This is a genomic window from Terrimonas sp. (assembly GCF_003075435.1).
Classification (GTDB): Bacteria; Bacteroidota; Bacteroidia; order Chitinophagales; family Chitinophagaceae; genus Agriterribacter.
In genome coordinates, this window is record NZ_QCZJ01000004.1 from 57967 (window position 1) to 72446 (window position 14480).

Here is a 14480-nt window from a genome sequence, read left to right on the forward strand (position 1 = left end):
GTGTTAATGTATGATGTTGTGTATTTTCTGCAGATCCTCCGGTGTATCGATGCAGCAGCTATAATATCCGGTAACAATACATTTAATGCGTAGTCCGTTTTCCATCCACCTGAGCTGCTCAAGCGATTCGGCTTCTTCTAATGAAGATGCCGGCATCCGTGTGATTTTTGCGAGTATATCCTTTCGATAAGCATACATGCCTACATGACGATAATATGTATGTTGTGTATGCCAGCTTTGTATGTTAGCTCCTTTAATAAAAGGAATTACTGATCTGCTAAAGTACAAAGCATAGCCATTTGCATCTGTTACAACTTTTACTTCTTTGGTGTCGAAAAGAGTGTCGTTATCGTTTATGGGTGTTATTTGTGTTGCAAGTTCAATCATATCTGTTTCTTTTAGTAAACCGGCCAACTCATCTATTTGCTCCGGGTTTATAAATGGCTCATCACCCTGAATATTTATAATATAATTAAAACCCTCTCCTATTTTATCTGATGCTTCTTTACAGCGGTCGGTTCCGCTGAAATGATGCTCACCCGTCATTAAGACCTTACCTCCAAATGCTTTTATATGATCAAATATTCTTTGATCATCTGTTGCCGCCACTACATCATCCAGCAGCTTACTTTTCATTGCCTGTTCGTATACACGCCGTATCATACTTTTACCCTTTATATCAATTAACGGCTTTCCGGGAAAACGGCTGCTTCCATATCGGGCAGGAATTACACCAACTATCATTTGCCAACTATTGTCAGATTAATATGATTGTGATTTGTAGAAAAAAAATCTGTTGATATCTCGTTCCGCTGCTTTATATAGTGTTGGTATGTTTCGGAAAACTCCGTCCTTTGCCGAATAGTTTGTTCAAAATTTCCGGATAACATCATAAAAATTTCTGAGGTTTCCCTAACTGCATAATTACCGCCATCATGCTGAGTAATGTAATCTGCCAGATGAAATTTTCTGACAAACTGCAGCAGGAGCGGGTTGGCAGATCTGCCAACCATACATCTTACACCTGCTATCATTGCAGCCGATAAATCAAGCACATCATCAAAAACAAATAATGTTTCCGATGGCAGCAAAGCAAATTTTTCGCATAGCCTTATCATTGCATCTTCCTTCCTGTATTCTTTGTAAAAAACCGAATGAAAATGCTCTCTTTTTGCAAAAGAAAATGCCAGGGGGTTATTTTCTCCTGTTATTATAGCCGTTACCGGCATTACACCATATCGGAGAAAATAGCTGAACCGCATCATATTCACACCCATAGCATCTATTTCACTAAAGCTGCTTTGCCCCTCTATATCTTTTCTGCCGTCATTAAAAACACCATCCCAGTCAAATACAAATGCCTTCACATTTTGAATTTTGTGATTTAGTATTTTGTAATCGTCAATAACCGCGTGCTCAAAAGGTATGTCAGAGGTACTGTAAGTGTGCATAACCGGGGTTTAATTAAAAATCTGCTTCAATAAACGTTAAGCGAACAGGTGTGTTTTTCATAGGTCTTATTTTCCGTTTTATTATTCTATTATATACTGCTGTTAATTTAGTCGCAAAAGTCCGGAAGGTAAAAGCGTAGAATCTCACATTTTACGTTTCTCTTCTCCCGGATATATGCTGATATTAGTCTTTACATAATGCTTCACTACTCTATATCCTGTACGTCCAGCATACCTACAGGCTTGCCTTTATCGGTAACCATAATCGTATCAACATTGGTTTTTTTAAATATTGATACTGCATCATTAAGTAACATGTGAGCTTCAATGCTAACAGGAGGCCTAAATTCCAATTTGTTCAGCTTACATTCCAGAATGTCTGCTCCTCCGCATTGAAGATATCTTCTCAGGTCCCCATCCGTAAATACGCCGCTCACCTGCAGATCATCATTTACCACGATAATAGCACCAAAACCAAATTCGGTCATTTTCACTATGGCATCTTTTATATTAGTATCAGCGGACACAACAGGGTTAATTCCGTTAATAACGTCCATTACTTTTACCGTCATTAGCCTTGTATCGCGCAAAAACTGTTCAGTACCCAGTGTGGTAAAATGATTGCTTGTAAGTAATTTCAACACTTTTAAGGGAACAGTTATAGTGTGAGCACCAATATTCAGCGCATTACGTACATGCTCAATATTACGTACGGAGCTGAACATGATCTTTGAATCAAAACCATATGCATGCACAGTTTCTACACACTGTTTTACAAACGCCAGTGCATCCTGCCCCTGATCCTGTAAGCGGCCAACTAAAGGACATACATAATTTGCACCTGCTTTCATGGCCATATAAGCCTGCTGCAACGTATATACCAGATGCACATTTACCAGCAACCCTTCATTGCGAAGTAATTTACAAGCTTTTATCCCTTCAATTGAAACAGGTATTTTAAAAACGGTTTTCGCAGGATCAAGACCGAGGAGAAGTTGCCGTTTTGCCTCCTGCACAATTTCAGCAGCAGTATTACCTAATGCCTCTATTTGAAGTACGGGTACTATTTCCGATAGTTTCAATATCATGGCATCAATATCCATAATACCTTCTCTCTGCATAAAAGTAGGGGTTGTTGTAAGCCCGTCAAGAATACCTAAGGTAAAGCCTTCTTCAATTTCTTTTAGGTTCGCCGAATCAAGATATAATTCCATATTGTAATTGATAATTTTATATTTTTTGCTTCTCTTTAATCCTGTATTTTAATTCAACCGCATGAAGCGCTATTAATGGTCTTAAAAATGATGCTAGTTCATTTACGGATAACTGGCTTGCTGCATCGCATAAGGCTTTATCCGGTTCGGGATGAACTTCAATAAATACGCCGTCTACGCCGGAGGCAACACCAGCTCTGCCTAAAACGGGTAAAAATTCCCTTGCACCACCCTTGCTATCTGAACTCGGAATTCCATATTTACGTATGGCATGCGTAATATCGAATACAACCGGGTAGCCCATGCTTTTCATCCAATAGAAGCTTCGGGGATCAACCACCAGGTCATTGTAGCCCATAGTATATCCACGTTCCGTAAGAATGATTTGATCATTCCCGGCATCAAGGCATTTTCCAACCGGATGTTTCATATTCTCCGGAGCTAAAAATTGCCCATGCTTGATATTGATCACCTTACCGGTACTTGCTGCGGCTACCATCAGATCGGTTTGCATACACAGGTATGCAGGGATCTGCAGCACATCGCATACTTCAGCTACCGGTGCCGCCTGGCCAGGATAATGAATATCTGTAAGAAGCGGAAAACCGAATTGCTCTTTTATTTTCGAAAGCATTTGTATTCCTTTCAACAATCCCGGACCTCTGTAATACCTGAGACTGCTGCGGTTATCTTTCTGAAATGATGATTTGAAGATCACCGGGATTCCAAGTGTTTCGCTGACCTCTTTAAGTTTTTCCGCGGTTTTCATCATTGTAACCTCATCTTCAATAACACAGGGGCCTGATATGAGAAACAACTGATCTTCCCCGCAAATAATATTTCCAACATTTATTTTATTCAGGCTCATATACTAAAGTCTTTTATACAGCTCCTTAATTTTTTCTATGGTAATTTTTTTCTTCCAGTCAGGGCCAACAGCATGGTTCCACATATGAGATAATGCATAGGCAACTTTTGCCATTGCGGTAATGGTATCCTCTGTCCATTGCTTGCTTAAACCCTGAGGCAGGTTAATTTGGTGGCGGGCAAGCATTTGTTTCATTTCCCTTACTCCTTCCGGATAATAGTCCTCCAGGTGCTGAAATACCAAACAGTTGGCATAACAATGTTTTTCATGCAGAATTTTTGAGAGCCCGTAACTAAGGGCGTGGCAAATGCCAACTTCTGAATAGGTAAGACTCAATCCACCCATCATCGAAGCAACCATCAGCTTGTCATCATTCCCGGGTGTTTTTCCCGCATGCTGATTGAGAAAAACATCCCGGCATAGCTGCAATGCCTGTTCTGCATAAGCATGACTATACGCATTATTCAGGTATCCGTTTTCACTTTCAATACAATGTATATATGTGTCCATGCCCGTATAAAACCATTTATCAGGGGGTACTGATGCGGTGAGTTCAGGATCAAGTATAACCTGGTTAAACACAGTAGAGTCGCATTTCAGTCCTAGTTTCTTTTCCGGTCCCGTCAATACAGCGGTCATAGACACTTCTGCGCCGGTACCGGAAATGGTAGGTACGCCCACATGATAAATACCAGGATGTTTGATCAGGTTCAAACCCTGGTAGCGTGTGGATGAACCGGGATTGGTAAACATCAGCGATGCTGCTTTGGTAATATCCATAATGCTTCCGCCCCCTATGCCGACGATACCGGAAGGAAGACCAATGGAGCCAAGTATTTCGTCGCGAATATTATCAACCTGTGCTGTGGTAGGTTCATGTGGATCAACATTTATTAACTTTACAACATCACCTTTTTCAGCAGGAATACGATAGAATAAATCTTTGTCAGCGAAATACTGATCCACTATAAATAAAAAGAAGTTATTATTAAGCAAACGCTTTTGCGTGATAATAGAGGACAATCCCTTGAAACTGCCCCGTCCGAAAGCAATCCGGTCGGCATTTTTAAAGTTTTTTACATCCATGCACCTAATCTTAATATTTTTGATTGATCATAATAATATATTATGATTTTTGCTGAAGGTATTTGATGAAGTCGGCATGTAAAACATTCTCAGTTATGTTGCTTGATGTGGTATTAGAAAAACCTGAGCCCTTATTCGTGAAAAGCATTTTATCATACCATTGCCTGTGATTAGAAACGCTGGTGTTCCAACTTGCAGCGGTTGAACTTGTAGTGCCAAGAACCCTTTGCTCCATATTGTAAATTATTACACCATCAGCTCCTCTTTTCTTTGCTTCCTCAATAATCTTTGATTGTATTTCCTCAAACGTAGAACCAAATACTCCTGAAATACCATCTGTTTTACCTATTACCTCGTAGTCTTTCTTAATATCATGTGTGTCCATATACAAGTCAACATTTGCAGTGGGGTTATAACTTTTACCAATATATTGAATGGTTGGTGCGCAGGCATTGAATAATATAGACAGTGCTATTGCCATAATTGTTTTTTTCATGTTGTATTATTTATATATAGTAATAATGTTTAAAAATGTAAACAAGGTTATATACAATGAGACACCCTACCAGGAAATAATGGAATTTCTGACTATAGCTATAAATGCCTGTAAGAAACAAAAGGATATGGGATGAAACTCTTAAAATATAATCGTTTCCAAGTGACTTCAGATAATTTTCCCCTTTAAGCAGCGTATCAGCAATGTCAATAATGAACACCAGTATTAAAAAAGAAAAAAACCATTTTTTCCTCGAGAAAAAATATTCCTTATAAGATTTGTAATCATTGATCTCATCAGGAAAAATTAAAACCGAGAGTGCATAATAAAGCGTTGTATATGCAATCAGGAATAAATATGATAGAACCGTCCAGTTTTTAACTATATGCAACCTCGCCTCCCACCACCAGAAAAGTATTATAAGAAGAAACACAAAAAAAGTCCAGGCAAGATGTAAGGGATACGCTTTTCCTGACCGCGGATGATTGATGAGCTTTATAGTATTCTTTAACAGTTGTGCTACCCCCAGTCCAAGAATAATGGCAATCATCTTTTTAACATGCCCGAATATTTCTTCCATTCCTGATAATTATTTGCAACCATATATATGTTCTGCTTCCGTTAAAATTTTATTTTATTTGTTCATTTGAACAACAGGTATATTTCTCAAATCAAGATGCGGAATGTATTATCTGCAAAAAATCACAGCTGCATTTTTTTACACCACAAAATCCTAATAAGGATATCCCCTTTTCCCTTGCCGGCGCTATGTCGGGTAAACGGGTTCGGCATAATATTGTGAAATGTGATGCGCCAGACAGATTTTCACACCTCATTTTTCACGTATCACCAATGTATTAGCCTTAACACAACGATGTGTTTATTATTTGAATAAAACAACACTCCTGATATTAACTACTAGGCAGCATGTTTGATCTGCCTGGCAGTTAGATCATACAATTTAAATCCACCCGTTTTAAAAAATTACCGATAGCAAAATTGGTATACTCATTGCTAAAAAAATGGTGAATTTTTAGGTTTATATAAGCAGCAATTAAAAATTGCTGCCAGATCACAATTCCTGTAAGTATTCCTCAATTTTTCTGATCTGGATATTTCGAGGCATACAAAATATTACCACAGGTATGCAGTAAGGGCAAGGCCAAATGTAAAATTGTTGAATTTTACTTTTTCATTCGACAATGTTTTATAGGTAAACTTTCCATCAGTATCTACATCATCAATGATATCAAGCCGGAAATCGTGTTTGCTTGCAAAGTAGTTTCCATAAGCTTTTATTCCAAGATTCCTGGCAATGCGTTTTTGAATTCCCAAGCCAGTTGACCAACTGAACGCTGTTTCCGGTTTATATTGAAAGAAAGTAAGTTCATTCGACTCAAAAGCCTCCTGAAATTCTTCTTTAAGTATCAGCATAATATCCCCTTTTGCACCGGCTGAAGTGCCGGCATTTAATTTTCCTGTAATAAACCAGTTATGAGTTAAGGGTATGCTGAAGTATGGACCTGCATGCAGATATCTGATACCCATTGGTTGTGTATAATGTCCATCACCTATTACTTCAATAGCAGGATCATTAAATATAACATTTCTGTCGTCCATAGGAAAGCTGCTGAAAGCAAATTCTCCACCTACGCCAAAATTCTTATGAAAGAACCACGCACCTTCCACGCCCATATTAAATCCCCTGTTAGCATGAAGCTCTGAAGCATTTGCCGTTAGATCCTTGCTGGTTGCAACAGCAAACCCGGCCCGCATTTCTAGGAAACTCGGTTTATCATCTACCGGCAGCGGGTTATTGCGCAACGGAGCGCGTATTCCTCTGTCCTTTAACACGTGGTCGGCAATAATATAACCAACCTTGGTTGAAAGTATCCCGATTCCTGCACCAGCAAGCACATCGGATATCCAATGCCTGTTGTTCAGTTGCCTTCCTATCGCAGTTGCCGTAGCCATTGTATAACCTGCCACTCCATATAAAGGATGCCGGTATGTGCCATACTCCTCGTTTAAAAAAGTAGCATTCATAAATGAATTGGCTGTATGTCCTGAGGGAAAGGAGTTTTTTGTGCTGCCGTCCGGCCTTTCTACTTTGGCTGTATATTTTATGCTATTTACAGCAATGGCCATTACAGCCGCGGAAAAAAAATAGGAGACAGCGGCTCTTTTAACCGTATGTTTGCCTTTAACGCCTGCAGCATTTAAAGCAAATACGGAAACTGCCGGAACATACTGGAAATAGTCATCGTAATGATTCCGGAAAGTAGGTATGTACCGGTTTCTCAGCTTCCTTATTTCTGTTCTTTTGTTCCAGGTAAGCGCGCTCCCGGCAAATAAAATCACAGGCGCCGTTGAAATACGTACTGCCTTGCTGTTGAAAAAACCCTTTTTATAATCTTTTAAAATTATGGAATCTTTCTCCTGGGCAAATGATTGCTGGATGCATAATAGCCATAGTAATATAAACGCCGTGCTGAAAATTGTATGAGGAGGAATATTCATTCCTGACCGTAATAATTTGTAATTCGTTGGTAGATACATATTCATACTCTTAAAGGAGATTTATATATTGTCGTTTAATCCTTCCGGTATATCAACTACGTTCTCAGGAAAATTCCGGATAAATATTAATGAATTCCGAAGCAGTGTATACCCTGTAATTTTCTTCCTGATTTGTATACCGGTCATATATAGTTATAGCAAGAAGCAGCCGCTCATGTAACAGGCGTTCTCGGCCATTGCAATGAATGTGGCTATGTAAAATGAAAAATGCAAAATTGCTTATGACGATTAAAAAAAAATGGTAACTTTTTAAGTATTTATTTCTGTATTAAATAAATGCAGATTTCTACATAGTTTTTTTATTATTATTGATATTGCTTCCCCGTTGTTTATTAATTTTGATCATTATTATTCCTACACCATTTACTCCACTCTTTATGTTTCAAAAATTGATAATTAATGTATTATTCCTGCTGGGATATTTATATAATGCTAAAGCACAGGATGCCAGTTATTGGGCCTCAGGATATGGTGCCGCAGGATTTTTTACACCAGGTGCGGTAATTGCCAATAATCATGATAGCGGTGTTTTGTATTTCAACCCGGCGCTGCTTGCCTATGATAAACGTAATGCAGCTTCCATTAGCGGAACAGTTTATCAATGGCAGTCTGTTTTAATAAACAATGGTGCGGGTACCGGGCATCACCTTATGTCTGCAAACGAAAGTATAGTACCGCTCATTGCATCTAATACAATACGGCTCAAAACAAAAATTCCTTTTACGTTGGTTTATGCGCTGGTACATACGCCGGTAATCAATTTTCAGTCATCACAGTATAAAAACAGTTCATTTGATGTATTAGATAACAGTTATAGCCCTGGTCCGGAAAATTTTATCGGTCAGTATTCCCTGGGCAGCAATGTCCGTCAAACAACGGCCCTTGTAAGCGCCGGGCTTAAACTCAACCCTAAGCTGGCAGGGGGCATAAGTATAGAAGCCCAGATACGCAATCAAAATTACTTATTGAATTATTCATCGCAGTCCATTATTAATGATGGCAATATGATTGGGTTTCCGAAATTCACAACTGTTGCAGAGTATTATCTTGCCCGGACAATGCATGCAGGAATAAAGCTGAAAGCCGGGATTTCATATGACATTTCTGACGCACACCATATAGGCGCTATTATCAGTTCTCCTTTGATGCACGCTGCAGGTAAATCAAATATTATTGCCAATAGCGAAATCAGCAACCTGAACTTAGGAGACGGCGTAGAACTTAACCTGCTCGCCAACACGAGGCAAAACAAATTAAAATCCAAATGGAAAATGCCATTTAGTATTGCTGCCGGATATATATATCACCACAGAAAAGGCGAGGTATATATAGTCGCAGAATATTTTGGCAGGCTTAAGGAGTATAACATTATTACACCATGCAAAGAGCAGTTTATCAGAACGGATTCTTCTGATTGGTCGGTTACAACAAATCTTCTTCGCATGAAGGATGTAAGAAAGCCAATTGTTAATGCAGGTATTGGCATGAGTTGGTTTTTCAAAGAAACATTAACCGGCTTTTTATCGCTGCGTACTGACTTTACTTATGCAGACCGCACCCTGTATAGTGATACAGATGGATATTTACCTAATATAACAGAATGGAATAATTATCACTGCCAGATTGGGGTGAATACAAAAAGAAAAAGGTTCAACCTAAGGACGGGTATTTTATTAACATATGGCGGTACAAGGCAAATGATGCAGGGCATAAATTTTGACGACCCTAATGAATCAAATTTGCTGCTTGGGAATACAGGTAAAACAAGAGCATCGCTGTTCAGCGCCGGTATAATGGTTTCATATATACACAACTTATAGTATTTGCTTCAACAATGCCCGGTCAACATACCTTATTTTACACGCAGGGGTACAATCGTACAGACATAGCAATTAATACAAAAAAAGTTGTACGGAAAATCCTTAAAACTTCACCATTTTAAGCAGAGAAGCGCTTTTACCTTCGCTACTAATATCATAATTAAGACGGAGATTTTAAAACAATGCCTGTTTAAATTAAAATAATGCGCTGAATAATTGTTGCGCAATATCGGTTACATACAAATTTAGCTACATGCCGGTACTTAGTATTTCTATTGTACTGCCATTCTATAAACCTTTGCCGGGTCGGAAACTGTCATTTCTTCAAAACATTGCAGAGCTGGAGCGTAAAATTCCCCCGAAAATATGCCTGGCTTATGTTGTTGTTAATGATGGCACAGAAGATGAAGATGCAATTGATTTTTTTGAAGAAATAAGTAAGCACTACAACCTCAGGTACGTTTGTTACAAACATAACCGGGGTAAAGGACATGCACTCAGGGCAGGAGTGGCTTTAAGCAATGTTGATTATATTGTGCTGAGTGATTTCGACTTTCCGTTTGGCACGGATAACATTGTTGAAGTGATCAATCAACTGCTAATGGGCTATGAAGTTGTGCTGGCCGAAAGAGATGAACATTATTTCCGGAACTTACCGGCAAAACGAAGGCTTATTTCCAAATGGTATATGAAACTCAGTAAACTATCATTGAGGTTATCGGTTGATGATGTACAGGCGGGCATTAAAGGATTCAATAATAAAGGAAGGAAAATATTTCTGGAAACGAGGATTGACCGGTTTCTGATTGATACGGAATTTGTGCTGAGAGCTGCAAAAAACAACCTTAGTTTTAAAGTAATAAAAGTTTCTTTAAGAGAGGGGATCTATTTTTCAGATTTTGGAGCAAGAACGCTGTTAACAGAATTCAGGAATTTTATTGCTATTGTAAGAACAATAGGTATGTAACATACCTGTTATTGATTAGAATGAAAGAAAATATTATAAAAAACCATTTGCTTTCAGCGCAGTTGTTATTTAATAAAAAGCTGGCAGTAGCCCTGTGGTTTGGATTGTCTTCATTTACTATAGTGCAAAACCTGCTTTCACACAAACTGAATAATTTTATTATATACAGGTACGTATTTTACAATACACTTGAAAAGGTAAATTTATACCTGCCTTATCCGGAACATTATGATGACGTAAACTTGTATGGTCCTTTCTTCAGCATCATAATAGCTCCTTTTGCAATACTACCGCTTTCATTAGGATGCACCGCATGGGTAATGGCAAACGTATTTTTTTTATGGCACGCATTTCGGCTCTTACCGATTGACGAAAAATGGAAAAATGCATTATTGATCTTCTGTGCTCATGAAATGATGAATAATAGTTCCTGGCTTCAAACCAATGCCCTGGTGTGCGGATGCTTACTTTTAGGGTTCGCTTTTGTCAATAAACAGCAGGATATCTGGGCTTTATTTTTTATAATGCTCGCAGGATTTATCAAAATATACGGGTTAGCGGGATTACTTTTTTTTGTTTTTAGCAAACAACGGTTAACCTTTATTATTTACTTTTTTTTATGGTCTGCTGTTTTTTTTCTTGCCCCGTTAGTAATTACCAACTGGAACTTTTTGACTCAGTCTTATTGCAACTGGTATGAAGCCTTATTGATTAAAGCAGCAAAGAATGTAAATCTTGAAAACGGCAATTTGTTCCAGGATATCTCGGTTATGGGTATGATAAGAAGAATGCTTTATCCTCAGATAGACAATACATTTATCCTGGCTCCGGCAGTGGTATTAATGTTAAGCCAGCTCTGTTATTTTAAATACTATAAGATGCTTCGCTACAGGCTATACATGCTATCTTCCGTTCTGATTTTCACTGTTATTTTTAGTACAGGCTCGGAGTCTCCTACCTATATAATAGCATTGCCGGGTATTTGTATATGGTATGTTTTGCAGCAAAAGACAAAGATGGTACAGGTCTTTTTTTCTTTTGCCTTACTTTTTACTACATTTTCATATTCAGACCTGCTTACCCCTTATTTCAGAAGTACGATTGTAATGCCTTATGCACTGAAAGCATTACCGTCTGCCATCGTATGGGGCGTTATCCTTTTTCAGGTTCATTCCGGAAAGGGTTTTTCTGCAAAAAAGTATTCTTTGCGTGGGAATGTACATAATAAAATGATTACGCAGCATGCATAAAGGATATATACTTTTGAGTTTTGATGTTGAGGAATTTGATCTTCCGCTGGAATATCAACAAACAATACCAGTAAGTGAACAACTGGAAACCGGGTACCGGGGGCTGCGCTGTATGCAAGAGCTTTTGGACATTACCAACGTAAAATCAACACTATATACAACTGCATTTTTCGCAGAGCATTTTCCCACCGATATCCGGGCGTTATCAGCAAAAAATGAAATCGCATCTCATGCATACTCACATTCGGAGTTTAAGCAAAGCGATTTGTTAAACTCAAGAAAAAAGCTTGAATCCATCACCGGCAAACCCATATATGGCTTAAGAATGCCCCGGATGAAGCCTGTTTGTAACAAAGATGTGCTCAATGCCGGCTATCTTTATAATTCATCTGTTAACCCAACTTGGCTACCGGGCCGGTACAATAATTTTTTTGCTAAAAGAACAGTTTTTGTGGAAAATGGATTGGTTATTATTCCTGCATCAGTAACACCGCATATACGGTTGCCTTTATTCTGGCTGACATTCAAGAACATTCCCTATCAATTTTTCTTAAAAAAGGTTATAAAAACATTGAAGCAAGACGGGTATCTTAATCTTTACTTTCATCCCTGGGAGTTCACTGACCTGAGCAGGTACAAATTGCCCATTTGCCTCAAAGGCGCAGGGCACGATACGCTTAGAAAAAAAATGATCCGGCTAATCAGTGATCTTTCTAATGAGGGAGTATTTATTGACACAACAGGTTTTTTGCAGAGATCCGGCTATTTACAACCTTCTACACAGCTTACCGTATGAATTGCTGAATAGTGCAGTATAAAAAAGGATAAATGACTGCGCTTTATTCTAAAAAAACAATTAAAACAATACCATGAGTACTTCTATACAACTTGAACAAAGAACACTACGTATTTCATTGTGTTTAACAGTTCTGCTTACTTTTTGGGGATTGATTTTTGCGGAAATTACTGAATCAAACATTATAGAACTTGATGCAGGATCTTATATTATCAGCGGCTTGCTGGGAATAGTTACCATCTATGTTTCAAAATTGCAGGATCGCCCTTCGGACCGTATCCATCCTTTCGGCTACGCTGGTTTTGTGCCTATATTAAACCTGATCAGGAGTTTCATGATCCTGTTGATTTGTTTAAAAGCCATTAGCGGATCTCTCGGTGATTTTGTAAATGGCCCCGAAGAAACTATTCACGCGGTTGTTTTTTTGTATGCCGGTATAACAATGCTCATTAATGGTATTGCGTACATTATTACTTACAAGGCAGCAAAAAAATCCGGATCAGCCATTTTGAAAATAGATGCGGTGGAATGGTTATTCGATATTTATTTTAATGCCGGGGTACTGCTCGCTTTTGGAGTATCTTATGTGCTTAGATTGTATGGATATTCAAAGATCGCTAATCATATTGATCCCGCTTTTTGTATCATTTTGTCAGTTATCATGTGCATACCTGTAATTCATATGTTTCATGAAAATATAAAAAAGCTCAGTGTTCGTTCCGTAGACAAACAAACATATAAACGTATCAGGCACCGCTTTTCTGAAGCATTTCCTAAATACCAGCAATGGAAACCACAACTGACAGCTGTTGATATGTCCGGAGTTGTATGGGTGGAATTAAAGTTTGAACAGGAAATTATAGATGGTATGCAGAAAGAAGATTGGCAAAGCATTGAAGAGACAGGGAAAAAAATACTTGCTGAAATCGCGGACCGGTATCATTTGACATTTAAATTAACCAACTCAGATCTTGAGGATGCATAACTGCTATACCTATTCTTATTACACACTTTATACTGGTAATATAAACTACCCTACTTTAAATACAATGAAATGATTTTACACAGGCTTATAATATTTTTTCTTATTGCAGTGATGCTAAATAACGGGAAGTGTTTTGCCCAACAGGAAAAGATTGCCCAACAGGAAAAGAAATGCGCAGAGCTGTATGCAAAGCTTCTGTCTTTTGTGCAAACAAGCGGTGATAGCGTTAATTTATACGCGGCAAGATTTGAAAAAAATCTTGTAGAATGTATTCGCGAAAATCCCTCTACGCTTCATTATGCATTCAGTGTACTCACAGACAGCGGGTTTTGCAGTATTCAAACCTCTGCCGATGGTAACTTCAGGATATATAGCTGGGATACATGGACTGGTGGCACTATGCATATTTTCAAAAATATATACCAATGGAAATCAGACGACGGCATTTTTTCAAGACATGACAAAGACAGAGGGGAGGATCCCGGAAATTTTTGCTCTGCCATCTACAGTGTAAAATTAAAAGATAAACCCTATTACCTGGCCATTACCAATGGAGTTTATTCAACCAGAGATGCCATACAATCCATTTCAGCTTTTACCATTAAAAAAAATATATTAACCGATACAGTGAGGTTATTTAAAACAAAGACAAAAAGGTTGCACACAATAGATGTGGCTTTTGATTTTTTCAGTGTTTCCGAAAAAGCTGAACGCCCTCTGAAGCTGATAACATACGATGAAGAAAGTAAAACAGTATATATCCCGGTGGTAAATAAGGATGATAAGGTGGTAAATAATCAGTTTCTGGTATATACACTTAAAGATGAATATTTTGAATTTACAGGTATCAGCTCAGATAAGCGCATTTCAAATTAACCGGGGATCCGGATATTCAACAATGATCACCTGCAGGTTATTATCGCTTCTTCCCGTTATTCCATGCCTTATTTTCCCTGCGGGTTTCACC

The 14480-nt window shown here is 38.3% G+C and carries 14 protein-coding genes; 6 read left to right on the plus strand and 8 right to left on the minus strand.

The genetic code is table 11. The features are described from left to right. Positions 1–3: 3 nt before the first annotated feature. The 8 genes from kdsB to DC498_RS06310 form a co-directional block, all read right to left on the minus strand. Entirely contained in the window at positions 4–744 is a 741-nt protein-coding gene (gene kdsB, locus DC498_RS06275) for a 3-deoxy-manno-octulosonate cytidylyltransferase (protein ID WP_116873296.1), read from the minus strand. Further along, positions 741–1451, minus strand: a complete 711-nt coding sequence (locus DC498_RS06280) for a phosphatase (protein ID WP_116873297.1) — start codon at positions 1449–1451, stop codon at positions 741–743. The genes kdsB and DC498_RS06280 overlap by 4 nt, the downstream gene beginning before the upstream one ends. A 206-nt stretch (positions 1452–1657) precedes the next feature. After that, positions 1658–2665: a transaldolase family protein gene (locus tag DC498_RS06285; RefSeq protein WP_116873298.1), complete on the minus strand. Its 1008-nt coding sequence runs from the start codon at positions 2663–2665 to the stop codon at positions 1658–1660. 16 nt (positions 2666–2681) lie between these two features. After that, positions 2682–3533 carry a 3-deoxy-8-phosphooctulonate synthase gene (gene kdsA, locus DC498_RS06290; RefSeq protein ID WP_116873299.1) on the minus strand — a complete coding sequence of 284 codons (852 nt, stop codon included), beginning with the start codon at positions 3531–3533 and terminating at the stop codon, positions 2682–2684. A gap of 3 nt (positions 3534–3536) precedes the next feature. Beyond that, positions 3537–4619: an iron-containing alcohol dehydrogenase family protein gene (locus DC498_RS06295; protein ID WP_116873300.1), complete on the minus strand. Its 1083-nt coding sequence runs from the start codon at positions 4617–4619 to the stop codon at positions 3537–3539. Positions 4620–4659: 40 nt separating this feature from the next. Further along, positions 4660–5115: a hypothetical protein gene (locus DC498_RS06300; RefSeq protein ID WP_116873301.1), complete on the minus strand. Its 456-nt coding sequence runs from the start codon at positions 5113–5115 to the stop codon at positions 4660–4662. Positions 5116–5125: 10 nt separating this feature from the next. Then, a complete protein-coding gene (locus tag DC498_RS06305; protein WP_240627891.1) occupies positions 5126–5695 on the minus strand; it encodes a hypothetical protein in 570 nt (189 codons plus the stop codon). A 554-nt stretch (positions 5696–6249) separates the two neighbouring features. Then, complete coding sequence (locus tag DC498_RS06310; RefSeq protein WP_116873302.1) at positions 6250–7680, minus strand: phosphatase PAP2 family protein; 1431 nt, start codon at positions 7678–7680, stop codon at positions 6250–6252. 392 nt (positions 7681–8072) lie between these two features. On the opposite strand from DC498_RS06310, the gene DC498_RS06315 reads away from it, so the two are divergent. The 6 genes from DC498_RS06315 to DC498_RS06340 all read left to right on the plus strand — a co-directional run bounded on the left by DC498_RS06315 (position 8073) and on the right by DC498_RS06340 (position 14389). Beyond that, positions 8073–9515 carry a hypothetical protein gene (locus DC498_RS06315; RefSeq protein ID WP_116873303.1) on the plus strand — a complete coding sequence of 481 codons (1443 nt, stop codon included), beginning with the start codon at positions 8073–8075 and terminating at the stop codon, positions 9513–9515. A gap of 253 nt (positions 9516–9768) precedes the next feature. Further along, positions 9769–10482: a glycosyltransferase gene (locus DC498_RS06320; RefSeq protein ID WP_116873304.1), complete on the plus strand. Its 714-nt coding sequence runs from the start codon at positions 9769–9771 to the stop codon at positions 10480–10482. A 20-nt stretch (positions 10483–10502) separates the two neighbouring features. Beyond that, positions 10503–11732 (plus strand): glycosyltransferase family 87 protein, encoded by a 1230-nt coding sequence (locus DC498_RS06325; protein ID WP_116873305.1) that lies wholly within the window; start codon positions 10503–10505, stop codon positions 11730–11732. Continuing rightward, on the plus strand, positions 11725–12528 hold the full coding sequence (locus DC498_RS06330) for a DUF3473 domain-containing protein (protein ID WP_116873306.1): 804 nt from the start codon (positions 11725–11727) through the stop codon (positions 12526–12528). The genes DC498_RS06325 and DC498_RS06330 overlap by 8 nt, the downstream gene beginning before the upstream one ends. 73 nt (positions 12529–12601) lie before the next feature. After that, positions 12602–13513 carry a cation transporter gene (locus tag DC498_RS06335; RefSeq protein ID WP_116873307.1) on the plus strand — a complete coding sequence of 304 codons (912 nt, stop codon included), beginning with the start codon at positions 12602–12604 and terminating at the stop codon, positions 13511–13513. Positions 13514–13582: 69 nt separating this feature from the next. Continuing rightward, entirely contained in the window at positions 13583–14389 is an 807-nt protein-coding gene (locus tag DC498_RS06340; protein WP_116873308.1) for a hypothetical protein, read from the plus strand. Positions 14390–14480: the final 91 nt, after the last annotated feature.